A 25,275-nucleotide genomic window follows, 5' to 3' on the forward strand; every position below is an offset into this window, starting at 1 on the left:
ATAAAAAAATCAAATACTATTCTTTACAAAGAATTTTCTTATATCCTTTTATAACGCTTGTAACATAATTATAACTAGAATTTTCACCTCCTTTTCTTGATGGATGATATGCATCTATAAGTATCATATTTTCTTTTCTATATATATCTGTACTCCATTGGCCTGAAGTAGTTGAAATAGGTTTGTCTGTTATTTTTAAATCATCTTTAAAAAATTGAAACGTATATCCAAATATTATAATATCAGGGTTATATAAAATAATTTGCTCAAATAAAATATTTTTCCATATTTCATAACATTCCCACATATGAACATTTGGACTTGCTGTATCAGCTGGCATTTTACTTACATTAATGTAGGCTATTTTTTTTAACTCCTCAGCCATTTCTTTATTTTTTTCAATATAGTCTAATTCACACCATTTTAGATTATTGTGAATAGCATAATTTATTTGTATCATAACTTTCCACATATTCAAATCTTTCCAAATCATAGGATTTTTTAGATGTTCCGTTAAATACCACGAACCGCCCTTTGGTTTCCCTGAGATAGTAAAATCATCATAAGGTTCTTTTAAAATCCACATGATTTTAGGCTCAGATAATAAATAAGATGAAATATCAGCAACACCATCATAGATTGGCTCAATAAAAGGTTTCTGTTTTATTAAACCATTATTTAATGCGTGTTTGTATATTTTATCGTGCATTTTGTTTTGTTTATTATCTAAGTTTTCCTTCGTCATATTTTAATTATAACACATATCACTGTTTTAAAATTATTTTTTTAATAAATGGGATAATATAATAATTTTTGTAAAAAATTTACAAAAAAAATTTTTCCATATGTAGTTAAAAACCTGGCGGGAGAATTGAGCAGCGCGAAGCGGTTGCCGGACGAAGGACGGCAACTGACCGTTAGGGAACTGCGAAATGCGACTAGGTGTTCTGTCTCGCCCATAAAATTCAAATCTAATAAAAAAATCAACTCAAATTAAATTTGCTTTAAACCCGTTTGACGTTTAGAATAGTATTAAGTTGCAGATTATGCGGCTTTTAACGATGCACACCTATGGAGGAATCATTATGGAAAAGAAAGATTTAATCGAACACAGTCCTGTTCGCTTGTTTGATACAGCTACAAATGCTGGGCTTAAGGCTGGAGAGATGGGGTTAATCACAGCAAAAAAAGGTCTTGGTAAAACTTCTATTCTTGTTCAATTCGGAATTGATACTCTTTTGAATGACAAAGGTCTGGTTCACGTTTCTTTTGATCAGCAGTCGTCTAACGTAATTTCATGGTATTCAAGTGTTCTTGCAGAAATTGCAAAGAAAAAGAATTTCAGCACAATGAGTGAAATTACTGAAGAAATCGTAAAGAACCGCATTGTTTTAAATTTCAACCAGGAAACATTTACACTTCCTAAAGTTGTAAATACTGTAAAATCTTTGAAAGACGGCGGCACTAGCATTGATGCTGTAGTTGTTGATGGTCTTGATTTTGATAAGGTTGCAGCAGCTGACCTTAAGGCTTTTGCTGACTTTGTAAAATCAAACAAGATGACTGCATGGTTCAGCGGTACAACAGAAGCTGATAGCTTAAAGGCAACTCTTCCGGCAGACAAGCTTGATTTGTTTACAACTGTAGCTCATCTTGCTTCTGAAGGAAAGGATCTTACACTTACTGTTTTGAAGAACGGCGAAGGCAAAGTTAAGATTGATGCTAAGACTATGCTCATGAGTAAATAAAGCTTAGTTTTAAAAAAAAAGCTCTCGCGCGGATACCTGTTTCGTTCCGCCGAGAGATGCAGGAAAGCGGTAATGAATGGGATATCCTTATTCGTTACCGCGTTTTTTTTTGCGGGAAACTGTCTGCTAGCGTCTCTAAACTACACGAAACAGGCATCCGCGCTACGCTTTTTTCTAGAACTAATTCTTCCAAGGGAAAAAGATTGTTTTTAATTTATGAGGGCCAAGTGTTTCGCGGTCTTCATAAATCAACTCTTCCCAAGGGATGTTCTTGCGCTGACGAGGACTTTCTAATTCAGGGTGCTGCTCAAGGTAATCATACTTATAAAGGCGAAGGCGAAGGGCATTTGTGCGGGCAAGGATAATGCCGGCATAAGACGGGACAAAGCCTACGCAGAAAACCGAAAGCAAAATCATTACAAAAGTATAAAGCCCCATGGCAATTGAAAAGCCTGTATTATCAAAGAAAATCAAAAAGCACTTTTTAATGCACTTTTTAAAATCATTGTTCTGAAGGGTATGAAGGGGAATAAACCACTGGAAAGAAAGAATAAATACAATATCAATCCAGAAAAGAACTGCTGCAAGAAGTATTCCTAAAATTGACTGAAGCTGAATTACATAAAAACGCATTCCGACAACAGAAACAATTCCGATAGCACCGCATAAAAGGCCAAAAAGAGCGCCGTCTTTCAAAGCTCCGGGGATATTTTTAAAGAAATCAGTAAGATGCACGCCTTTAAAGTTTGCAATATCGGCGGCAACCGGACCATAGGCAAGGCCGACAATTCCAAAACCTGTAGTCATAATCAGAATGATTGCAAAAGTTGCGAGTGAAAAAAAGTTCACGCTTCCAAAAATTAAAAAGGCAAAGGTACAGCCCAGGAAAAGGCAGATTACATTTACAATGACAAGATTTAAGAGGTTTTCCCAACCGTCACAAAAGTTTTTCTTAATTAAAAATCCGAACATAAATTAAATTTATCAATTATACGTGGCTTCAACAATAGCAAAAATAAAAATAAATGATAAAATAAGGTATGGATTTTGACGTAAACAACAGCATCAGCCTTCTCTCACATATTCATTCTGCAAGCGCAGATTTTTTACAGAAAAAATTATCAGAAAACGGTTTTACCAATTTTGCTTCCTCTCACGGAAATATTCTTTTTCAGCTTAGCCGCACGGAAAGCCTTAAAATGAACGAACTTTCCAAAATCATTAACCGCGACAAATCTACAACAACAGTCCTTGTCCGAAAGCTTGAACAGGAAGGATTTTTAAAGACAGTTCCTTCAAAAGAAGATGGACGTATGAAAATTGTTTCTCTGACGGAAAAGGGCAAAAACTACAATAAAATTACAGGCGAAATTTCAAAAGAACTTCTGGAACGTTTTTACAACGGATTTTCGGAAGATGAAAAAAATCTCTTTTCCTGCCTGCTGGCAAAAATCAACAGGAACTTTTCTGCCGATTAATATTGCAAGTTTGATATAAAACCAATATTCTAGAGCTATGAAGAAAATTTTTATCACGCTTATTACAATTGCAGCACTTTTTACAGGCTGCGAAAAGAAGACTCTTAAAAATCCTATGATTGCAGTTTTTATTCCGGGAATTATTGCAGACAGCCCGACTTATGAAAAACTTGCAAACGGTGTCATCAACGGTGTAACAAATTTCAATGACGGCAAGGATGATGATAAAAAGGCTCTTTTGAGCATTATGGAAGTTGGAACAAATCAGGCGGAGTGGGCGCAGAAACTCACTGCTCTTGCAGCAGAAAGAAAATATGACGTTATCATTTCGTCTAACCCTTCACTGCCGGATCTGGCTTTCCAGGTTCTTGAACAGTTCCCTGACCAGAAATTCATTTTCCTTGACGCTAGCTGCGAAGGAAATCCGAACATCATGACAAAATGCTACGATCAGGCGCAGCAGGGCTATGTTACAGGCTATATCGCAGGCCTTATGTCAAAAAATCATAAAGTTGCCTTGATTTCTGCCCAGGATTACCCTGTTATGAACAACATCATTTTCCCTTCATATAAAAAAGGTGCACAGGATGCCGTTGCGGGCACCTCAGTTGATTACCGCGTTGTCGGAAACTGGTATGATGCGACAAAGGGCGCAGAAATTACTGACGCAGTTTGCAAAACAGGAGTTGATGTAGTTCTTCCGATTTGCGGTGGTGCTTCACAGGGTGTTATTTCGTCAGCACGCAACAACAAGATTAAAATCGCCTGGTTTGATTCAAACGGCTTCAACAAGGCTCCGGAAGTAATCATTTCCAGCACGCAGAACCTTCAGGAAAAACTTGCAGAAGAAGTTACCACTGAATGGCTGGAAGGAAAAACCAAGTGGGGAAGCGCTCAGACAGTGGGCATGAAAGAAGGTTACATTCAGTTTGTAAACGAAGATCCATTTTATCTGCGTAATGTGCCGGAAAATATCCGAAAACAGATGGATGAACTTGTAGAAAAAATCACTTCGGGAGAACTTGAAATTAAGCTCTGATGCTAAATCTTTCGGTTCAAAATATAGTTCTAAAATATCCTAAAAAATCGGTACTGAATGGAGTAAGCGTGGATTTTGATCACAGTCAGATTCACGCTTTAATTGGAGAAAACGGTGCCGGTAAATCAAGCCTCATAAAAATCATCTGCGGGGACATTCTTCCTACAGAGGGAAAAATCCTTTTAAACAATGTAGACGCTGAAATAAAATCGCCAGCTGATGCGATAAAACACGGAATTGTATGCGTTCACCAAAGGCCGCTGCTTGCTGACGGCATTACGATTATGGAAAATCTGATGCTGGGAGCCGCGAAATTTGATAAGAAGAAGGCTCTGTCCTTGCTTGAAGAGTGGCTGCCGGGAGTTTCAGCTCGGACACTGGTAAAAAATTGCAGCGGCGACATGAGATTTTTTACTTCGCTTGTCGGGGCGCTTTTGAAAAAGCCTGAAATTCTTATTCTTGATGAGCCCAGCGCATTGCTAGACGGCGCTCAGCGTGATTTTTTATTTGAAAAACTCAAGGCTTTTGCAGCGGGCGGCATGAATATCATTGTGATTACCCACTTCATGGACGAGGCTAAAAAGTATGGAGATACTGTAACATATCTGGAAGAAGGCCTTGTGAGTGAGCCAAAGGCTGATTTTTTCATGAGACAAGGAGCTAGCAGAGCGGACCTGCGTGACAAAAGCGAAAAGCCTGGACAGGATGATTTTACCCTTTCTTTTCATCATCTTACTTCTCTTCCTTTTGATAAGCCTGCCATACGGGATTTTTCTTTTACAGCAAAGAGCGGTCAAATCACCCTGATTTTAGGACAGGCAGAGGACGGACGCGAGACTCTGGAAGACGCAATCTGCGGAATGAGCGGAGCAAAAGAAAGCGGACAGCTCCAGATAAAAGCCCCGGAAAAGGAATTTAATTTCACGATTAAAAAGGGAAACTTCACCCGCAGACAGCTGGAAAAATCGCCTTTCAGATTCGGAATAATTTCTTCTAATAAAACTTTCCGAGGGTCGAATCCTAATCTAACGATTTTTCAGCTTCTAAGCACCTTTGACAGCAGGAAAAATAAAAGTGATACGGCAAGTAAAAAGGAGCAGGCTCTTTCTCTTATTAAAAAGGCTGACGTAAACATCAGTCTGAATGATAAGGCTGAATATCTTTCCGGCGGAATGCTTCAAAGACTTATTCTGGAGCGTGAAATCGGGAAAAATCCTGACATTTTGATTTTGTGTGAGCCTGTTCAGGGGCTGGACAGCATAAGCACTGCAAAACTCTGCCAGCGAATTCAAAAAATTGCAGATGAAGGAAAAATCGTGCTTGTTCTTTCTTCGTCGGAATTTCCGCAGGAAATTTGCCATAAAATATACAAGCTTGAAAAAAGAGATTTAAGGGAGGTAAAAGCGTGACTTCATACGAACTTGGAAACATTCTGAACTTTGCCTCTTTTTATATGGTAGCGGGAACAGGTGCGGCAATTTCCATGCGCTGCGGGGAATTTAACCTTGGCGGAGAAGGCCAGATCTACGCAGGCGGATTTACGGCGGCGCTTGTCCTTGCAAAAATGAGCGGAATGCCGCCGGCTGTGGCTCTGCCCCTTGCCCTTCTGGCAGGCTGCCTCACCTCATCCCTGCTCTGCTTCCTTTCGGCACTTTTACGAAAATACAGGGGTGCCAGCTTCCTGCTTACAAGCTTTATTATCTCCTCTGCAGTTATTCCACTGATTAACGGGCTTATCGCAGGCCCAGTCCGCGGCAACACAGGCAACCTGCTTGCAACACCATTTATCGACAAAGCCTTCCGTTTTGCAAGGCTGCTTCCGCCCTCTTCCCTCAACGTCAGCTTTTTTGCAGCCCTTATAATCTGTCTGCTGGGAGCCGGCTTTTTATTCAGGACAGAAATGGGGCAGAAACTCTGTATTTTCGGCGTAAGCCGGGAGTTTGCCCTTTATTCAGGTTTCAGCGAAAAGGCAATCACCTTTACAAGCGCGCTTACAAGCGGGGCCCTTCACGGACTTTGCGGATGTTTTATCGTTATGGGAACTTATTACACCTGTCATTCAGGCTTTTATACTGGAATCGGCTGGACAGGACTTTCTGCAGCAATGTTAGGCGGCTCAAATCCACTCTTTGTGATTATTTCCAGTCTCTTTCTGGGCTGGGTTACTGCCTTTACAAACAGCTTCAGCCTGCATCATAACGTGGGCTTTGATCTTGGCGCTATAATTCAAGCAATCATAATGTTCTGCGTGGCAATTCCTTTTTTGAGGCCACACCTGAAACTACACTTCAACAGAGGTAAAGGAGCGACAAATGCTGATAATTGATATTCTTTCTTTTTCCTGCCCCCTCCTCTTATGTGCCATGGGTGCCCTTTACAGCGACTACGCAGGAATTCTCGCAATCTTTCTGGAAGGCCTTGTAAGTTTTTCTGCCTTTTTGATGTTTTATTTTACTGTTACGACAGGCTCGGCAATTCTTGGAGTCAGTCTGACTGCACTTTCAGCCGTTGCACTCGTTTTGATTTTTGCAGTAGTAATAGAAAAGTTCAGGGCAAATCCCTTTATCGGGGCAACGGCAATCAATCTTCTTTTTGCTTCGATGCCGTCATTTTTTTCCGTGATGGCCTTTCATAACCGGGGAGTTCTTACAAGCGAGAACTTCATCTTTCCGGTTTTTCAGACAAAAGTGATTACAATCGTTCTTACCTTTACCCTGCTTGCACTTGCCTTCTTATTTTTATTAAAAACAAAGTCTGGACTCTATATCAGAATTACAGGAAGTGATTCTGATGTGCTTACGGCAAAAGGCGTTAACTACGTATTATGCCGCATAAGTACCTGGTGCGCTGCCGCCTTCTTTGCAGGGCTTTCGGGAGCCTTTCTTGCAATGAGAGTTTCATCCTTTGTTCCGGGAATTTCGAGCGGGCGCGGCTGGATGGCGCTTGCTGCAGTTTATCTTGGAAAGAAAAAGCCGCTTAGAATTACGATTTCCGTTCTGATTTTCTGTGCCGCTGACTTTTTTGCAGCACAGATTCAAAACTATCTGCCGGCACTGCCAACTTCTCTTGTTCTGGCCCTGCCATATCTGGTGATTCTGATGGTAGTCGCTCTGGGAAAGAAATAAACTCGGCTTAAGCTTTTGCTTTTTTTGCCCGAATGACATCCGCAAGCTGGGAAATTACAATTGCCGAGAACATTATCGTACAGCCTGTAATTTCGCGGGGAGTCAGTTTTTCACCAAGAATTATTGCCGCAGATAAAACTGCAAAAACGCTTTCCATGCACATAAGAAGGCTGGCGATTGTAGCCTCACAGTATTTCTGGCCCACAATCTGAAGAGTATAGGCAATTCCGCAGCTCATAATTCCCGAGTACAAAAGAGCCGGAGCACAAACTTTTATTGCAGCCCAGACTGGATGATCAAAAATCAGCATGAGAATAAAAGTAATCAATCCGGCCGTAAAAAACTCAATGCAGGAAAGCTTTATTCCGTCGCAAAGTTTTGCATAACGCTCAATAAGAAGGATTTGAACCGTAAAGAAAACAGCGCAAATCAGGGCAAGCATATCACCCTTATTAACTACAAAAGATTCTTCATGCTTAAAGCAAAGAAAATAAAGGCCGACAAATCCTGCAAGAACACAAAGCCAGATATCAAGAGGAAGCCTCTTTTTCATAAAGATTCCTGCAATCGGTACAAAAAACATGTACATTGCAGTTACAAAGGCAATTTTTCCCGCAGTTGAATAGTTAAAGGCATACTGCTGGATATTGGTTGCAATGGCAAGCACGATTCCTAAAAGCACGCCATAAACTATAGTTTTCTGATTCTGTCTTTTTCTGATAAAAAGTTCTTCCTTTGTCATTTTTGCCGCTGAAATTTTATCGCGAACAAGAACAAAAGGAAGTAAAAAAGCTGCTCCCATCAAGGTTCGAACAGCCATAAAAGTAAAAGGTTCAACCGCTTCCGCACCGACACTCTGAGATACAAAGGAAGAGCCCCAGATAATTGCCGTTACAAGAAGAATAAGAACGCCTTTCAACTGTGTTTTCTGATTTTGCATAGGGGCGATTATAGCACTCTGCAAAATATTTCACAATTTACTTTTACGTGCTAAAATTTTATACTTTATATATGAACAAAAATACAATTCCTGCACGAAAAGACGTTCCAGCAAGCGACAAATGGAACCTGTCTTCAATATTTAAATCTGATGACGAATGGGAAGCAGCTCTTAAAGAACTTCCTGCTTTGACTAAAAAAGTTGTTGAATACAAGGGAAAGCTGGGACAGTCAGCTGAAACCTTTTTAGCAGCGCTAAAAGCCCTTGAAGCGGTAGATATTAAAATGGAAACAGTTTACCACTACGCTTCCCTTAATCATGAAGCTGATGAAGATGATTCAGCTGCAACAGAGCGTTACGGCCGCGCCACAATGGCCTACACAGATTATTCCACAGAAATCAGCTTTTTTGATCCAGAACTTCAGGCAATTGATGAAAAACTTCTTCGGGAATGGATTGAAAAACCGGAATTTGCTGATTACAAAATCTTTGTTGAAAAATCACTTCATTTCAAAAAATACATTCTGAGCGAAAAGGAAGAGAGAATTATTTCCCTTCAGAGTCAGTCTGCCCAGACAGCAGAAACTGCCTTCAGTTTCCTCACCAATGTTGATATGAACAAGACTTTTGGTTCTGTAAAAACTGCAGAGGGCGAAAAGCAGCTTACAGAATCTACCTTCTCTGTATTTATGCACGACCACGACCGTTCAGTTCGAGAATCGGCATACAAGCAGTATTACAAGAAGTTTGAAGAAAATCAGAATACTATTGCAGCCCTTTACGCTGGTTCTGTAAATCAAGATGTTTTTTACGCCCGTGCCCGCGGCTATAAATCAAGCCTTGATTCTGCTTTGTACGGAAATAAGGTACCGGAAAGCGTTTACACAAATCTGATTGACTGTATTCACAAAAATCTTCCTACCCTGCATGAATACTACATTCTTCGTAAAAAGGCACTGGGAGTATCTGAACTCCGCCACTACGATGTTTACGTGCCGCTTGTAAAATCTGTAAAAACCCACACTCCTTACGAAAAGGCCGTTGAAATCTGCCGACAGGCACTTGCTCCACTGGGCAAGGAATATACAGACCGACTTTGCGACGGACTTTTGAATGGCTGGGCCGATCGCTATGAAAATATCGGAAAGAGAAGCGGTGCTTTCAGTTCCGGCTGCTATATCGGAGATCCTTTCATTCTTTTGAATTATAAGGAAGATAATATCCGTGATTTGTTTACTGTTGCCCATGAAGGCGGACACAGTATGCACAGCTGGTATTCGGTTCACAACAATCCTTTTATGTGCTACGAATACACAATTTTTGAAGCTGAAGTTGCATCAACCTTCAATGAAGAGCTGGTATTTGAATATCTTCTTAAAAATGCAGAAAGCGATGACATGAAAAAATATCTCCTTGCTATGCGGGCTGATGATATCCTTGCAACACTGCATCGCCAGACAATGTTCGCAGAATTTGAATATAAGACACATCAGATGGTTGAAAGCGGAACTCCTTTGACTGCAGAAAACCTGCGCAAAACTTACCGCGAACTTCTGGAGCTTTACTTTGGCCCTGAAATGCATTTTGAAAGCAATTCTGATATGGAAGGCCTGCGTATTCCACACTTCTATTCGGCTTTCTACGTTTACAAATATGCAACAGGAATCAGCGCTGCCCTTGCCCTTGCTCACCGAGTAACAAATGGCGGAGATGCAGAACGCGAAGATTACTTCAAATTCCTTAAGAGCGGCGGTTCTCGGTACCCTATCGAAAGCCTTAAAATTGCGGGCGTTGATATGGAAAAGACAGAACCTGTTCAGGCTGCCTGCGACGAGTTTAAGAAAATTGTAGACCAGTTGAAAAATCTATTGTAGAATTTATTAAATTCTGCCGATAATAAAGAAAGGATTTTCTATTTAAACGAGGGTTGTGATGAAAAAAGCAGATTTTAAATCATTCTTGCAGGGCGTTCCAAAGGCTGAGCTTCACCTTCATCTGGAAGCAGTTATTTCGCTTGCCGGAGTAAAGAAACTCTACAAAAATAAATTTGGAACAGAAATGCCTGCTGATGAACAGAAAGCTTTGTTCAGCTACAATGATTTGAACGGCTTCATCCAGTCCTTTTTGAAAATTCAGGGTTTCTATTCAAGCGTAAAGGACTTCAACCTTGTTTTTGATGAGCTGGAAAAATATCTTGTAAAAAACGGCATCGTTTATGCGGAAGTTTTCTTTGCTCCATCAGCCTTCCTCAAAATGGGCTTTAAATATGAAGACATGGTTGAAATCTTCCATAAGAAAATCTCAAAAATCCGTGAAAAACGCGGCATCATTATCAAGATGCTCATGGACGTAAGCCGAACCTTTGGCTGCGAAAACGCCATGAACAACTACAATATTCTGAAATCCTGCCCTTGCGAAGACATTATTGGTATCGGACTTGGCGGAGCTGAGTCAAAAGGCCCTGCAAAAGAGTTTGAGCCGGTTTTCACTCAGGCACACAAGGACGGCTTCCGTGCAGTTGCCCACGCAGGCGAGGATGTTGGTCCTGAATCAATCTGGGATGCAATCAACTTCCTTCATTCAGAGCGAATCGGTCACGGCCTGACTGCAATGCAGGATGAAAAACTGATGGATGAGCTTGCAACAACAAAACTTCCGGTTGAAATCTGTATCACAAGCAATACCTTCACAAAGAAAGTTATTACAAAGGCAAGTGAACATCCTGTTGCTGATTACTTTAAGCGCGGAATTGTTGTAACAATCAATACTGATGACCCGGTTTTCTTTAAGACTACCCTTCTTGATGAATTCTTCATCTGCCACAAGGATTTGAAGATGAGCATGGCGGACATCAAAAAAATGATTGAGTACAGCTTTACAGCTTCATTTATGCAGGAATCTGATAAAAAAGCATTCCTTAAAAAAGTTGATGAGGCCTGGAAAAACTGTAAGGAATAATAAATCTAAAAAAAGGACTTGGGCGGGCTAAATAACCCGCCCTCTTGATTTTAAATGACAAAACTTGAGCAGTATTACAATAAATTTCACGAAGAACACAGACTGGAAACAAGGCACGGACTTGTGGAATTTAATACTTCGATGAAGTATATCGGACAGGCGATAGAAATGACGTCTGCAAGCAGGAGGGACAAGAGCCCGGACGACAATGCCACTTTCCCGGGTGCCAGTGCCGCCTCCCCCGCGCCGGTCAAAATCCTTGATGTTGGTGCCGGCACCGGCCGCTATTCCGTCGCCCTCAGCCGCAAAGGCTACGACGTAACGGCAGTCGAACTTGTAAAGCACAATCTGGAAATTCTCCGCGCCAAGCACGAAAACGTAAAAACCTGGCAGGGCGACGCCCGCGACCTGCACTTTCTTGACAGCGACAGCTTTGACGTAACCCTTCTCTTTGGTCCTATGTACCATCTTCACGGGGATGAAAACAAACTGAAAGCGCTTGAAGAAGCCCGCCGTGTCACAAAATCCGGCGGAATCATTCTTGTTGCCTACGTTATGAACGAATACAGCATAATTTCCTACTGCTTTAAGGAACACAAGTGGGCGGAAGTTACCGCAAAAAATGGACTTTCACAGGATTTTCATATAAATGCTACAGAAGACGACCTTTATGATTACGTCCGCATTTCTGACATTGACCGCCTGAACGCAAAAGCAGGACTTGAACGCATAAAAATTATTTCGGCAGACGGAGCGGCTGACTTTATGCGCCGGGAACTCAACGAAATGAGTAAAGAAGAGTTTAAGGCCTTCTGCGACTTCCAGCTTGCAATCTGCGAGCGCCAGGATTTAGTTGGCGCTGGCAGCCACACAGTTGATATTCTGAGGGTGACAAAATGAAAGGAAAAAACATTTACACGGCAGCAATAATAGGAACTGGTCGCATAGGCTTTACGCTTGGCTTTGATAAAAAGCGGGAAAAGCCTGCAAGCCACACAATGGCCCTGCTGGAAAACAAACGGATAAAAATTGTCGCAGGTTGCGATACTTTTGAAGACAGCATTAATCAGTGGAAGCGATACGTAAGTCGCTTTAACCGGGATGTCAAGGCATACGCGACCTCAGAAGAGCTTCTCGCTGCAGAAAAATATGACATAATCGTAATTGCAGTAAACGAAGACTCCCACCTGGAGACGGCACTGCAGGCGATTGCAGCCCAGCCCAGACTTATAATTTTGGAAAAACCTGTGGCGCTTAATACCGCTGACGGAGACAAAATCACTAAAGCGGCAGAAAAATACGGAGTGCCAGTTTTAGTGAACCACGAGCGCAGATTTTCGGAAGACTATAAAATTGCAAAAGACTATATAGAACAGGGCAATCTGGGGAAAGTCATGTGCGTTAATGCCCGCCTTGATTCCGGGCTCCGGGTCTATACAAAGGAAGAAGAAGCGACCGGTGCCTACAGTCTCCTTCACGACGGAACCCACCTTGTCGATATCGTCATGTTTCTTCTGGAAAAAAATTCAGGAGAAAAAGAAGTACTGAAAAAAATGGCAATTACAAATATTACTCGTGATGAAGAAAAAACTGACGTCGTGCGTAACGTAACGGCGCATTTTGAAAGTGAATGGTGCCCTGACGTAAACATCAGCATCAGCGGCCGCAGCCGTTATTTTGGATTTGAAGTTGATATTATCGGAACGGAAGGCCGCATAAAAATCGGCAACGGGATTTTTAACTTTACCCACCGCCAGCAGTCTAAACTCTACTCGGGATTTTATTCACTTGAAAGCGATAAGAAAATCCGCCGTCCAAAGAAAACACGCTATTTTTCAAACATGATTCAGAACGCTGTGGATTTTCTGGACGGAAAGTCGGAACTGAAGTCCACTCTCCAGACAGGAATGAATACTCTTACTGTTTTGCAGGAGATAAAGCGGCAACTTGCAGAATAACATCGCCGTTTGTCTGAACCGTAAAGATATTCTTACAGTCGCTGCAGCGGTAACGGCCGGCGTGCATAACCTTAAGTTTTTTCTGGCAGGCCGGACAGTTTGCAATTGCCGGGAAAGTAAAGGTTTCTTCTTTTTTTACGCCGAAGTATTCGTTTATATCATTTTTTGAATCAAAATTCTTGATGATTTTTGCAAAGCCCAGAATCTGAATAACCTGATAAACTTCATCAGGAACCTTATAGAGAACAAGGTCGCCGCCAATTGCGCGAAGCTCCTTAAGAGCGGCAATCAGACAGCCGACGCCGGTTGACGACATGTATTTTACGCCCTGACAATCCAGAATAAATCTCTGGAAGCCGGCATTAAAAAGTTCCATCAATTTTTCTTTAAAATCTGATGAATTGTAAGTATCAACAACGCCTTCAATAGTTACGAAACAGGCATCGCGTACATTTTCATAGATTACAGGACTGGCTTTAATTGTATCCAGGCGCAAATCTGTCAGAGCATCGTTCTTAGTCATTTTTTAATAAATTCTCCCTAATCTCTCATCATATATTTTACACTTAAAAATAAGAGTATTTCAAGAGAAAAAACAAAATGTTTTATATTTTAACTATCGCTTTAAATAAACCATCAAAAGCATGATGTCGCTGTTGCGGATTCCACTGATGCGGTTTGCCTGACCAAGAGTCATAGGACGGATTTTTTCCAGCTTATTTCGGCTTTCTGCAGAAAGTGAAGGAATTGAACCGTAATCGAAATCTTCAGGGATGCGGCAGTTTTCCATTTTATGGAGTTTTTCTACGCGCTTATCCTGTTTTTCGATGTAATATTTGTATTTGGCTTCAATTTTTGCGCTTTCCCACTCTTCTTCGCTGTAGCCAGGATTTTCCATATCAGGCTTTTTAAGAAGAAGGGCTTCGATTTCTGCAAGTTTTGCGTACTTTTCTTCAACTTTGTCATACTGAGCCTGAGTTTTAAGGCCTGCGCGAAGGGCATATTTTGCAAGACGGCGGTCAGCAGTATCATGACGCAGCTTGAGACGGTATTCGGCCCGGGCAGTGAACATACGGTAAGGCTCTTTAGTTCCAAGAGTTACAAGGTCATCAATCAAAACGCCGATATAACCTTCATCACGGCCGATGATTACAGGCTCATATTCAGGAATCTTCTTGAAAGCGTCAAATCCGGCATCCTTCTGAACAGAGCAGATATATTCGTTGAGTTCCTTTGTTTCACGCTCGCTGATCTGAGCAAACTGCTGCATTTCTTCCAGGCTCATATTTGCCTTTGGCATAAAGGCACCTGCTTCCATACTTGAAGGCACTCCGTTCATGGAAGAAGGAAGCTTTCCCAGAGGACCACAGAGTTCCTTGTGGGAGCGGGCATAAAGTCCGGCGTTCATTCCGGCAACAAGTCCCTGTCCGGCAGCTTCTTCGTAACCTGAAGTTCCGTTAATCTGGCCGGCATCAAAAAGCCCCGCAACACGTTTTGTTTCAAGGGAAGCAAAAAGCTGTGTCGGCTCAACGTAATCATATTCAACGGCGTAGCCAGGACGGCTCTGAACGGCGTGCTCAAAGCCCTGCATTGTATGGAGGAAGGCGTCCTGAACACATTCCGGCAGAGAAGAAGAAAGACCGTTCAAGTACATTTCTTCTGTGGAAAGTCCTTCCGGCTCAACAAAAATCTGATGACGGTCGCGGTCTGCAAAACGCATAACCTTGTCTTCAATAGAAGGACAGTAGCGTGGACCAATTCCGCTGATTTTTCCTGAGTACAAAGGAGAGCGGCCTATATTTGCGCGGATAATTTCGTGAGTCTTTTCGTTAGTATAGGCAACGTAGCAGGGCTGCATCGGGCGTTCAACTTTTTCTGTATCAAAGGAGAAAGGTACAACTTCTGCATCACCTTCCTGATATTCAAGCTTTGAAAAATCGATTGTTTTACGGAGAATTCTAGGTGGAGTTCCAGTCTTAAGACGTCCGGTTGTAAAACCAAGGCGGCCAAGGCTTGCTGTAAGTCCGTAAGCGGCAGGTTCCCCTACCCGTCCGCAAGGAGCATCATATTCACCGATAAAAATACGTCCGCCAAGGAAGGTTCCTGTTGTCAAAACTACCGCGCGAACTGGAATGATGCGGCCGCGTTCTGTAACGACCCCGGTTACCTTCTGACGCATTCCGCTTCGGGCAGCTTCTGTCGTGTAAGTGCTGTCTGCAATATTGCTGCCGAACTCGCTGCGCTTTTCGCCTGGAATTGTACCGCGCTCAGCGGAACTGTCGCTGTTAGGAGGCAGCGGAGTCTCGGAAGAAGTCGTAAGGATATCGATTACAACGTCCATTAAGGTATACAAGTTTTCTGTCTGTTCAACTGTCTGGCGGGCAAGCTGAGAATATGCAATCTTATCAGCCTGAGAACGAGGTGCCTGAACTGCAGGACCGCGGCTTTTATTGAGCATACGGAACTGAATCATAGTTTTATCAATGAGTTTTGCCATTTCGCCGCCAAGAGCGTCAATTTCGCGGACAATATTTCCCTTGGCAATTCCACCGATAGAAGGGTTGCAGCTCATTCGCGCAATGGCATCAGGAGTTTGAGTGATTAAAACTGTTTTAAGTCCCATTCGGGCACAGGCAAGAGCCGCTTCTGTTCCGGCGTGACCGGCACCAACTACGGCTACATCATAAAAATCATAAAAACCAGACATAGTCTTATGATTATAATTAATTCACAGGGGTTTATTCAATAAATGTAAAGAAATTACCATCGTGCTTTTTACTTTCGTAGGTACCTTCGTCGGCACGCTGGTAGACGGCGTCAAAACTGTCTATATTAGATTTTGGATAGAAGGCAGCGCCCACACTTATAGTAACCTTTCTGTCCTGAAGAGCTGGGATTTCGACATTTTCAAGGTACTCAAAGACGCGGTTCAAGATACGTTCCCCGATTTCGTGGGTAGTAACGCCTTCTGCAAAGGCTGCAAATTCATCTCCGCCAAGACGGAATACAATATCACTTTCGCGGAATACATTGTTCAGGCTGGCAGCAATCGCTTTAAGAGCCTCATCACCTGCCTTATGCCCGTAGTTATCATTAATCGACTTAAATTTATCAACGTCAATCAGACAGAACATGCCGTGCTTACCTTCAAGCATAGCCTTACGGATTTTCTGCTCGCCGCTTCCACGGTTATGAATACCCGTCATTGCATCAGTTTCAGAAAGCCGTTTTAGCGCCTCCTGCTGACGCCGGTCTTCATCAATATTTTCAAAGGCAACCATTACATGATGCAGTTCCCCTGTCTGAGTTCTGTCAATTACAAAATACCTCAAACGCATCCATTTTCCCTCACGGTCAATATATTCAAGGGAAACTGTTTTTACCTTGCTGAGGCGGGCTTCCAGAGTGAGAGGTTCCATAAACTCGGTTACAATAGAAGCATAATTTTCAGAAGCAATTACATCAACAAAGTTCAAAATGCGGCCGCCATAATTCTTAAAACTGCCGCCAAGCGCGTAATCAAGATTTTTACTTCCACGGACAACCTTCATGTCACCGTTCAGAAGATTGATGCGGACAACTGCCACATAAATATCAGCGACAGCCTTAATATCACGGCTCAAAAGTTCAGATTCAGAATACTTTTTCTGCAGGAAGAAAAAAACAAAAATTACAATACAGAGAACCAGAAGAACGACTCCTGCAAATGAAACATACATGCGGTAGAGCGGCCTATTAAGCTCAGAATCATTAAGCACCAGAATTACGTTCCAGTTATTGATTACAGGCTTTGAAAAACTTGTATATCTGTTCTTCCTGTATTTAATGGAAAAGACACCATCTTTGTTTGAGCGGAAATTTTCCAGAAGCTTTATATCAAACTCATCTGCATCGTTATAAAAATTTTTTCCGGTTTTTACCTGATTTGAATGAGCGACAACAAACCCCTCATTGGTCATTACAAAGAGTTCCCGGACAGCCTCGCTGGCGGCGTTTTCTTCAATCATATCCTTAAGGCCTTCAAGGCTTACATCCATAGAAACGACACTTCGGTTATCGCTCAAAACCTTGCTTACAGAAAGCATAAGAACTGAAGTTTCAGCATCGAAATAAGGTTCAGTGAGGGCAATTTCCCCGCCTGCCATTTTTGCGTCGATGTACCAGGGGCGGAGAAGAGGAATGTAAGAGTAAGGAGGTATCCAGCCGCTGCCGTCAAGATATTCGCCGTCATAATAGGCGTAAACGCCGGTTGAATTATCTTTTATAAGGGAACCGTAAATGTCCGTCTGCTGTTTTAAATAGCTCAGTACCGCTGAATGAGGTAACTGATAGGAAAGCATGTAATCAAGTGAAACGGCAGAAAAAGCAACAGCATCCATAGGGAGCTTAAGGTAATAATTCATCTCATTAGCAATGCTGTAAGTATGCTTATCCCACTTGGACAGGATACTGTCTTTGGAAAGCCTGTAGAGTTTCAGAAATACCGCTGTGACCGCAAGTACCGAAATTAAAATCGTTACTCCAAAAATAACAATAAAGCGGCGTTTAAAACTGTTGGTTCCTAAGGACTTCTTATTCACGTGTTTAAATGATAACACGCTTATTTTATGTTCACAAGTTTCATTTTTATAATTTTCATTGTAAAATAAATTATTATGAAAAAACTAATGTTAATCACATCGGTCATTTTTACATTCTTTTCTATTATATCATGTTCTAAATCAGGCAGAAAAATTCTGAACGACGGAAAAACTCCTGTAGAACGTTATGGCGCCCTGTCTGTTTCCGGGACAAATCTCTGCGATTCAAACGGAAATCCTCTTCAGCTTTGTGGAATGAGTTCTCACGGCCTTCACTGGTACGGAAAATATGCAAATAAAGATATTCTCCAGTGGCTTCGCGACGACTGGAATGCAGATTTATGGCGTGCAGCTATGTATGTAGGAGGAAGCGGCGGTTATGTTCAGAATCCGGCCATGGCAAACAAAGTAATTGAATCAATAGAAGCTGCTAAAGAAACAGGCCTTTATGTTATTGTTGACTGGCATGTTCTTCCTGAGCTTGATCCTCTTTTATACGTTAAACAGTCTGAAGAATTTTTTGAACGAATCGCATCTACTTATGCTGACTGTCCGAATATTATTTATGAAATCTGTAATGAACCAAACGGCGAAAAAGTTACCTGGGAAGGTAATATTAAACCTTATGCAGAACGCATAATTCCAATAATCAGAAAATACTGCGATAACGTAATTGTCGTAGGAACTCCAGTATGGTCAAGTGATCTGGCAAGTGCCGCTGCAAGCCCTATAGAAAATCAGAAAAACATAATGTATACACTTCATTTTTATGCAGGCAGCCACGGAAAAGACAGCCGCGATGTTGCCCAGGCGGCTCTTAACAAGGGACTTCCGATTTTTGTAACAGAATGGGGCACAACTCAGGCTTCTGGAGACGGCGGAGTTTATGAAAAAGAAACTCTTGAATGGATGCGTTTCCTGGCTAAAAACAAGATTTCATGGGCAAACTGGTCTATAAACAATAAGGGAGAAGATTCTGGCGCGCTAAAATACAATAAAGACCGTGATGCAAAAGGCGGCTGGAAGGAAAGCGATCTTCAGCCAAGCGGAATTCTTGTAAGAAAGATTTTGCGTGGCGAAATTAAATAAAAGCTATTAACTCCAGGAGCTCACTTATGTCTTTTAAATTCCGCTTACGATTAATCACAATTGCAGTCTTAATATTTACAACTTTACAGAGCTGTAAAGCAAAAGAAAAGCAATTCAATATTATCGGGGTAAAATTCAAGAATCCTGTAAATTTTTACATTTCTGATGAAATAGCCGATTTTTCTACTTCAAATTTTGCAAATCTTTCAGAAGATAATGTTCCCCGCGAAATTCTGGACATTCAGTATGACGGCAAAAATACCTGGTATTATGTAAAAACAAAGGATTCCAGAACGCATAAAACAATAACCGGCTGGACTCGTGAGCTTTATTATTTTATAGAAGATTATGATGAAAGCCTGCTTTTCACCTGTCTTGATGATTTTGTAAAACAGGCTCCTTATACAAAAGAACTTCTTAATCCAAAAGGCGGAAACTCCTTCTACGAAAATATTCCTAAAATCAATGAATTTTTGTGCAAATTTATTGAAAAAGCTTCAAAGGCGGGGTTATCAGAAGAATATATTCTTGACCTTGTTCATAATCTTTCAAAAGACGAAGTAATGGAAGCTAAAGATATAGCAGAGCTGGAAAATCCCTTTTATCTTATGCTTGCTAAATACGATTTAATTGAAGGCTACTTTGACGCTCAATATTTCAACCTGGAGTATGATAGCAGAGACCTCTGTTACGGAAAAGAAAAAGAAACACTTCTTATAGCAGCAGTCAAAAATAATGCAGTCCGCTCCGTAAAATATTTAATTAATGATGGATGTGACAGAGAAATATCTGATATTCATGGAAAAACTGCGCGGGATTATGCTCTTGAATCAAAATCGGAAGAAATTAAATACATAGCAGGCACATCTGCTAATAAAGATGATTATGAAAAAGTAATAAATGAGCTTATAGAAGACAAAAATTACCTTTCTTATAAAAATGAATATGATGATTACTATAAAAACTTCATAAAAAACTCAGAATCATCGAAGACAAAAGACCTATATAGAGTTTCATCCTTTAAAAACTGGAGAGCTTACGCTTTTGAAGATACTGTAATATATGATGCTGATAAAAAAGAAATTCCTGTAAAACGGGGAGAAGAATTAAAATGCTGTTTTGTATTTGATGATGATTATGAGCAGCCTGGTATTTTAAGTGAAAACGGAAAATTCTATATCAAATATTATGTAGTAGAAAAAGAAGACGGTCGTAAGGGTGTTATAAGTGATTTATATCTTGCACATGGAAAAAACGGATTAGGCTTTTTAATTTCCTTCTATGAAAATATTAATAAATCAAATAATAATGATAAATATTATCGAAGGCTAAATATTTCTGAAAATGGCGGAACTGATCTGAATTTGAAAGAACTTCAGAATTATGTAAATAATTTTGGTTTTACACATCTGGTAATAGACAGTAAGACTTTTCCTGTTATTCAGCTTGAAAACACTTTTTATGGCATAGACGGACATGATTTATATAAAATCATAAGTTTTGATTTTGGCAGTTCAAAATCAGATAACACGGGATGGCATACTATGATTTCTTCAAAAGACCGTCGTGATTCCATTTATACGATTCACGTAAAATACGGAGAATATGATAACAGCTATCTTGAATGCAACTGTTACCGCTTAAAAATAAAGGAAGGAACAGATAATATAATTGTTCCTGCAAACGAAATCAGAAATGTAAAAATTCCAGGAGATTTCAACTATTAAAATCTCCTGGTGCTAAGCGCTTTTACTTACCCATTGAGCCGTCGCGGTACATTGAAAATTTATCCATCGGGTAGTTTTTAAGGTTATCCAGAACCTTGCGTCCGTCAGCCTTGTTAAGCAGGGTTTCACGGGCGCGGGAAATTTCAGTTTCAGTCTTGTGCTTTGAAGGGCCGCCTACACAGCCGCCCGGGCAAACCATACCTTCAACAAAATCTTCCTGAAGCTTGCCCACCTTGAGCTGTGCCACGGCCTTTTTACAGTCTGCACCACCGGCGCACTTAAGAAGCGTGATATTGCTGACATCTTCACCGCGTTCCTGCATACATTCCAAAACGGCATTTGCAACACCGCCGCTTGACGCAAAACGCTTGCCCCATACGGAAGCTTCCTGATATTCTTCAGAAACCTCTTCAAAATCAATATCCTTAGAGCGCATGAGGGCACGAAGCTCACCGTAAGTTACAGCGTAATCAGCGTTGTCAGGAATTGTCGGGTCATTTGCTTCAGACTTTTTAGCGATACAAGGGCCGACAAAAACTGTCACGCAGCCAGGATGTGTGTATTTGAGATAGCGGGAAATTGCGCACATCGGAGAAACTGTATTGGACATGTTGTTTTCAAAAACATCAGGATAGTGCTGGCGAAGAAGATTGATGAAGGCCGGACAGCATGAAGTTGTCATCTTCTTTCCTTCTCTAAGCGCCTCGCTCCACTCAAGCGATTCATAAGCCGCAGTCATGTCACCGCCAAGACCTACTTCCACCATATCAGCAAAGCCAAGCTTTTTGAGAACATTTTTTACCGCAGCCATGGAGATTTTCTCTCCGAACTGGCCTTCAGTTGCAGGGGCACACATGGCAATTACTTCTTTTCCGGCAAGAATGTCATTGATAATATTTACAAGGTAAGTTTTTGAACCTATAGCGCCGAATGGGCAGCTGTGAATGCAGTGACCGCACTGAACACATTTTTCTTCATTAATGCGGCAGAAACCGTATTCATCGTAAGTGATGGCTCCAACCGGGCAGGCTTTTTTACAAGGGCGTTCCAGATGAACGATGGCTCCGTAAGGGCAGGCCTTGGCGCACATTCCGCATTCCTTACATTTTGTCGAATCGATATGCATGCGGACTTCAGCCGGAGAAATGGCATTAAAATGGCAGGAGTTAAAACATGGACGACCTATACAGAAGCGGCAGTTATCAGTAACCGAATAAGCCGAAATAGGACAGTCATCGCAGGCTGCGTTAATAACCTGAACAACGCAGTCAGAAGGTTCCTTGTCAGTAGGACATTCTGCGCAGGCAAGGTTAATTCGCTGCTTTACAATTTCACGTTCCTTATAAATACAGCAGTAGTCGCTCTTAGGACCAGGCACCATAGAATAAACAAGCTTTTCCTTATTTTTAGGAGTCAGCTTTCCCTTCCATGCCAGTCTGCAAACCTCTTCCATGATTTTGTGCTTGAAGCGCACAATGCCCTTATCATTTGTTACCATTTTTTTGCCTTTTTTTAATATGCTTTAATATGGAAAGAATTATAACTAAAGCTCTTATCTGGGGCAAGTAAGGTCCTTTTTCAGGAAGAGCTGCCGCTTTTTCTCTCTGACTTTAATACTTTAATGCACTTCACTATACTGTGTCCTATGAAATACAACTTAGCAATTTTTGACATGGACGGAACAATCCTTAGCACTTTGGATGATTTATGTGACAGCACAAACGTAATTCTTAAACGCCACGGATGGCCGCTCCACACAGTAGAAGAAATCAGATTTATGGTAGGAAACGGTCTTAAAAAGCTGATGGAACGCGCCTGCCCTGCCGGCACTGATGATGCAACAGTTTCTAAAATCCTTGCAGAATTCATTGAATATTATAACCTTCACTGCGCGGACAAAACCCGCCCTTATGACGGAATCCCTGAACTTTTGAAAGCCCTTCGTGAAAAGGGCGTAACAGTTGCCGTAAATACAAATAAAATCCAGGGGGCAGCTGAAGAACTCTGCGACCTCTATTTTAAGGGCCTCTTTGACATCATCTGTGGAAACACACCAGACATTCCTGTAAAACCTGCCCCAAACGGCGTTCATAAAATCATGAAAAACTTTGCAGAAGAAAAAGGCCTGCAGCCAGGCGAAGTTCACGCCGTTTATATCGGTGACTCAGACGTAGACTTTATGACAGGAAAAAACTCCGGCATAGACTTTATTGGCTGCGACTGGGGCTTCCGCGGCGAAGACTTCCTCCGCCAGCAGGGTGCAAACGTAATCGCTAAAAAGCCAGCTGACGTGCTCAAGCTGATGATGTAAATAATTTAAAACTTTTTCTTGCATTCTCCAAAAAGCGTAGTAAAATTAGTTTATGTGATAGTAGTACTATCATAGTAATATTTTTACTATCACGTAAAAAAAAACACGCTTTTTCACACAGGAGGACAAAATGAAAAAGTTAGTAAAAAAGTTGGCCGTAATTTTTGCGGCAGGGGCACTTTTGGGCGCGCTTGCAGGCTGTTCAAACATTTTGCTTGACGACGAAGAAACTACAGACGGCTCAGCACGCAGCGCAATTTCAAACACAGTTACTTACACCACAAGCCCTGAAATCTTCAATCTCGTATGCGAAGGCTACAACGAAGGAACAAAAGGTCCTATTATCATCACAAAGGGAAAACTTAAAAGCGGCTTCTCTTCAAAAACCGTTTATCTTATTACACTTTCCGGCACTGACAATGTTGCCAATCAGTCGACAGGATATATCACTGACCTTTTGAGCGGCTTCTGCCTCAACAACGCATATCTTGAAAACGTTGTAAACATCGTAAATAAAAATATTCCTAAGAATTCAAATATCATTCTTGCAGGCCACAGTCTTGGCGGAATGATCTGCCAGCAGGTTGCCGCAGACGATTCTATCAAGGCTAACTACAATGTTTTGAACACAGTCTGCTTCGGCTCTCCTCTTCTTGCTGCCGGAAGCCGTGAAGGTGACACAAAACGCCTTGGCGACACTTCTGACGTAGTTCCATACCTGAGCGGAAGCCTTTTCAACAACACAGCATGGGCAATTCTTGGCTTGAACCGCGAAAACGGCGGCTACGGGACTGACCTTCTTGCTGCCCACACAGAGAGCTATGGTCGAACTGACGTTTGGGAACGCTACGACGTCACCGGACAAAAATGGGGTTCAGCAAAGATTACCCTTAACCTGAACACAAAAACCTTCTATAAATCACCAAGCTGGTTGTTTTAGGGAAGAATAAAACTTAACTGACAAGGCCTGCACGAAATGAAGTGCAGGTCTTTTTTTTTCGTAAGTAATACCAGCGATTTTAGGAGGCAGCATAGCCACGATTGTAGGGGCGCCGAAGGCGGCCACCGCAGAGAACGAAGTGAGCGAGGAGGCTGGAGCGCAAGCGGAACCCCGGAAAGCGTGTGGGAAGATGGTACCGCTCCAAAGCACCCCATTTGTCACACCCCCTTAAATTCTGTATAATCGTACTACTATGGATTTAATCAAGAAACTTGACGAATGTGAAAAACGCTTTGCAGTTGTGAACGAAGCGGTAATGGATCCGAATCTTGTAAAGGATGCCAAAAAGTATAAGGACACGATGCGTGAACACGGTTATTTGAGTGAAGTTTGCGCCCTTTATGACGAATACAAAAAGGTCCTGACAGGCATTAAAGATGCAAAAGAAATGATTACTAACGAAGACGATGCCGACATGAAGGAAATGGCCCGCGAGGAGCTTAAGGAACTTGAAGACCGTCAGCCAAAACTTGAAGAAGAAATTAAACTGAAGCTTGTTCCGCCTGATCCGCTTGATGAAAAGAACATCATTCTGGAAATCCGTTCGGCTGCCGGTGGTGACGAAGCTTCGCTTTTTGTACGCGACCTCTGGGAAATGTACACTCACCTTGCCGAGCGCAAGGGTTGGAAGACTGAAACTATGGAAGCTCAGGAAACTGAGGTCGGTGGTTTTAACAAAATCGTAACTTCTATCAGTGGTAAGTTTGTTTACGGAACTTTGCGCTGGGAATCAGGCGTTCACCGCGTTCAGCGTGTTCCTCAGACTGAATCACAGGGCCGTCTGCAGACTTCTACAGCAACTGTTGCCGTTCTTCCTGAGGCCGAAGAAACTGAAATTGAAATTAAACCGGGCGATGTTCGCGTTGACGTTATGCGCGCCGGCGGACCTGGCGGACAGTGTGTAAACACAACCGACTCTGCAGTTCGTTTGACCCATATTCCGACCGGTCTTGTTGTAATCCAGCAGGATGAAAAGAGCCAGATTAAAAATAAGGAAAAGGCCTTCCGCGTTTTACGTGCCCGCCTTTTTGATCTTGAAGAAAGCAAGAAGCAGGAAGAACGTGCCGCAGCCCGCTCAAGTATGGTTGGTTCTGGTGCCCGTTCCGAAAAAATCCGTACTTACAACTTCCCTCAGGACCGCGTAACTGACCACCGCATCAACCTTTCCCTCCATAACCTCCCAGGCTTTATGATGGGAAACATGGACGAAATGCTGGATGCCCTCAACGTTTACGCCAAGGAAGAACAGCTGGCAGCGGATATTACAGAGCTCTAGAATTTCAGACACGGATTTCACGGATAAACACGGATGTTCACGTATT

General features: G+C 41.9%; 22 protein-coding genes. 15 read left to right on the forward strand and 7 right to left on the reverse strand.

Going from position 1 to position 25,275, the window contains the following annotated elements; translation table 11 throughout:
* Window positions 1-16: 16 nt before the first annotated feature.
* A complete protein-coding gene (locus T530_RS0104490; RefSeq protein WP_027727998.1) occupies window positions 17-745 on the reverse strand; it encodes a hypothetical protein in 729 nt (242 codons plus the stop codon).
* Window positions 746-1,085: 340 nt separating this feature from the next.
* On the opposite strand from T530_RS0104490, the gene T530_RS0104495 reads away from it, so the two are divergent.
* On the forward strand, window positions 1,086-1,748 hold the full coding sequence (locus T530_RS0104495) for an ATPase domain-containing protein (protein WP_027727999.1): 663 nt from the start codon (window positions 1,086-1,088) through the stop codon (window positions 1,746-1,748).
* 180 nt (window positions 1,749-1,928) lie between these two features.
* Here T530_RS0104495 and T530_RS0104500 read toward each other — a convergent pair whose 3' ends face one another.
* On the reverse strand, window positions 1,929-2,720 hold the full coding sequence (locus T530_RS0104500) for a hypothetical protein (RefSeq protein WP_027728000.1): 792 nt from the start codon (window positions 2,718-2,720) through the stop codon (window positions 1,929-1,931).
* Window positions 2,721-2,788: 68 nt separating this feature from the next.
* Here T530_RS0104500 and T530_RS0104505 point away from each other — a divergent pair, with 68 nt between their 5' ends.
* Genes T530_RS0104505 through T530_RS0104525 form a run of 5 tightly spaced genes read left to right on the forward strand, consistent with a single transcriptional unit; the run spans window position 2,789 to window position 7,390 of the window.
* Window positions 2,789-3,226, forward strand: coding sequence for a MarR family winged helix-turn-helix transcriptional regulator (locus tag T530_RS0104505; protein WP_027728001.1), 438 nt, complete (start codon window positions 2,789-2,791; stop codon window positions 3,224-3,226).
* Between the two features lie 37 nt (window positions 3,227-3,263).
* Complete coding sequence (locus T530_RS0104510) at window positions 3,264-4,265, forward strand: BMP family ABC transporter substrate-binding protein (RefSeq protein WP_027728002.1); 1,002 nt, start codon at window positions 3,264-3,266, stop codon at window positions 4,263-4,265.
* Window positions 4,265-5,674: an ATP-binding cassette domain-containing protein gene (locus T530_RS0104515; protein WP_038073660.1), complete on the forward strand. Its 1,410-nt coding sequence runs from the start codon at window positions 4,265-4,267 to the stop codon at window positions 5,672-5,674. The genes T530_RS0104510 and T530_RS0104515 overlap by 1 nt, the downstream gene beginning before the upstream one ends.
* A complete protein-coding gene (locus tag T530_RS0104520) occupies window positions 5,671-6,591 on the forward strand; it encodes an ABC transporter permease (protein WP_027728004.1) in 921 nt (306 codons plus the stop codon). The genes T530_RS0104515 and T530_RS0104520 overlap by 4 nt, the downstream gene beginning before the upstream one ends.
* On the forward strand, window positions 6,578-7,390 hold the full coding sequence (locus tag T530_RS0104525) for an ABC transporter permease (RefSeq protein ID WP_027728005.1): 813 nt from the start codon (window positions 6,578-6,580) through the stop codon (window positions 7,388-7,390). The genes T530_RS0104520 and T530_RS0104525 overlap by 14 nt, the downstream gene beginning before the upstream one ends.
* A gap of 7 nt (window positions 7,391-7,397) precedes the next feature.
* Here the strand turns inward: T530_RS0104525 and T530_RS0104530 are convergent, their stop codons facing one another.
* On the reverse strand, window positions 7,398-8,330 hold the full coding sequence (locus T530_RS0104530) for a DMT family transporter (protein ID WP_027728006.1): 933 nt from the start codon (window positions 8,328-8,330) through the stop codon (window positions 7,398-7,400).
* A gap of 71 nt (window positions 8,331-8,401) precedes the next feature.
* On the opposite strand from T530_RS0104530, the gene pepF reads away from it, so the two are divergent.
* From pepF to T530_RS0104550, 4 genes are read left to right on the forward strand one after another with little or no spacing between them, the layout of a single operon-like run.
* Window positions 8,402-10,204 (forward strand): oligoendopeptidase F, encoded by a 1,803-nt coding sequence (gene pepF, locus T530_RS0104535; RefSeq protein ID WP_027728007.1) that lies wholly within the window; start codon window positions 8,402-8,404, stop codon window positions 10,202-10,204.
* Between the two features lie 58 nt (window positions 10,205-10,262).
* Entirely contained in the window at window positions 10,263-11,288 is a 1,026-nt protein-coding gene (gene add, locus T530_RS0104540) for an adenosine deaminase (RefSeq protein WP_027728008.1), read from the forward strand.
* 54 nt (window positions 11,289-11,342) lie between these two features.
* Window positions 11,343-12,188: a class I SAM-dependent methyltransferase gene (locus T530_RS0104545; protein WP_027728009.1), complete on the forward strand. Its 846-nt coding sequence runs from the start codon at window positions 11,343-11,345 to the stop codon at window positions 12,186-12,188.
* Complete coding sequence (locus T530_RS0104550) at window positions 12,185-13,246, forward strand: Gfo/Idh/MocA family protein (protein ID WP_027728010.1); 1,062 nt, start codon at window positions 12,185-12,187, stop codon at window positions 13,244-13,246. Before T530_RS0104545 ends, T530_RS0104550 begins: the two co-directional genes overlap by 4 nt.
* On the opposite strand, the gene T530_RS0104555 is transcribed toward T530_RS0104550, so the two are convergent.
* The 3 genes from T530_RS0104555 to T530_RS14645 form a co-directional block, all read right to left on the reverse strand.
* The gene (locus T530_RS0104555) at window positions 13,206-13,769 is read right to left on the reverse strand and encodes an STAS domain-containing protein (RefSeq protein ID WP_027728011.1); all 564 of its coding nucleotides are present in this window, start codon (window positions 13,767-13,769) and stop codon (window positions 13,206-13,208) included. The genes T530_RS0104550 and T530_RS0104555 overlap by 41 nt on opposite strands.
* 93 nt (window positions 13,770-13,862) lie before the next feature.
* The gene (locus T530_RS0104560; RefSeq protein WP_027728012.1) at window positions 13,863-15,953 is read right to left on the reverse strand and encodes a tRNA uridine-5-carboxymethylaminomethyl(34) synthesis enzyme MnmG; all 2,091 of its coding nucleotides are present in this window, start codon (window positions 15,951-15,953) and stop codon (window positions 13,863-13,865) included.
* Between the two features lie 31 nt (window positions 15,954-15,984).
* Window positions 15,985-17,826 (reverse strand): diguanylate cyclase domain-containing protein, encoded by a 1,842-nt coding sequence (locus tag T530_RS14645; RefSeq protein ID WP_081773662.1) that lies wholly within the window; start codon window positions 17,824-17,826, stop codon window positions 15,985-15,987.
* A gap of 75 nt (window positions 17,827-17,901) precedes the next feature.
* Between T530_RS14645 and T530_RS0104575 the strand changes: the two genes are divergently transcribed.
* Both T530_RS0104575 and T530_RS0104580 read left to right on the forward strand, forming a co-directional pair.
* Entirely contained in the window at window positions 17,902-18,915 is a 1,014-nt protein-coding gene (locus T530_RS0104575; RefSeq protein ID WP_027728013.1) for a glycoside hydrolase family 5 protein, read from the forward strand.
* 26 nt (window positions 18,916-18,941) lie between these two features.
* Window positions 18,942-20,642: an ankyrin repeat domain-containing protein gene (locus T530_RS0104580; protein ID WP_027728014.1), complete on the forward strand. Its 1,701-nt coding sequence runs from the start codon at window positions 18,942-18,944 to the stop codon at window positions 20,640-20,642.
* Window positions 20,643-20,664: 22 nt separating this feature from the next.
* Here the strand turns inward: T530_RS0104580 and T530_RS0104585 are convergent, their stop codons facing one another.
* Window positions 20,665-22,140, reverse strand: a complete 1,476-nt coding sequence (locus T530_RS0104585; RefSeq protein ID WP_027728015.1) for a 4Fe-4S dicluster domain-containing protein — start codon at window positions 22,138-22,140, stop codon at window positions 20,665-20,667.
* Window positions 22,141-22,287: 147 nt separating this feature from the next.
* Here T530_RS0104585 and T530_RS0104590 point away from each other — a divergent pair, with 147 nt between their 5' ends.
* The 3 genes from T530_RS0104590 (at window position 22,288) to prfA (ending at window position 25,229) form a co-directional block, all read left to right on the forward strand.
* Entirely contained in the window at window positions 22,288-22,953 is a 666-nt protein-coding gene (locus tag T530_RS0104590) for an HAD family hydrolase (RefSeq protein ID WP_027728016.1), read from the forward strand.
* 130 nt (window positions 22,954-23,083) lie between these two features.
* Complete coding sequence (locus tag T530_RS0104595; protein WP_027728017.1) at window positions 23,084-23,893, forward strand: hypothetical protein; 810 nt, start codon at window positions 23,084-23,086, stop codon at window positions 23,891-23,893.
* A gap of 253 nt (window positions 23,894-24,146) precedes the next feature.
* Window positions 24,147-25,229: a peptide chain release factor 1 gene (gene prfA, locus T530_RS0104600; protein WP_027728018.1), complete on the forward strand. Its 1,083-nt coding sequence runs from the start codon at window positions 24,147-24,149 to the stop codon at window positions 25,227-25,229.
* Window positions 25,230-25,275: the final 46 nt, after the last annotated feature.

The sequence above is a fragment of the Treponema sp. C6A8 genome (genome assembly GCF_000619925.1).
Classification (GTDB): domain Bacteria; phylum Spirochaetota; class Spirochaetia; order Treponematales; family Treponemataceae; genus Treponema_D.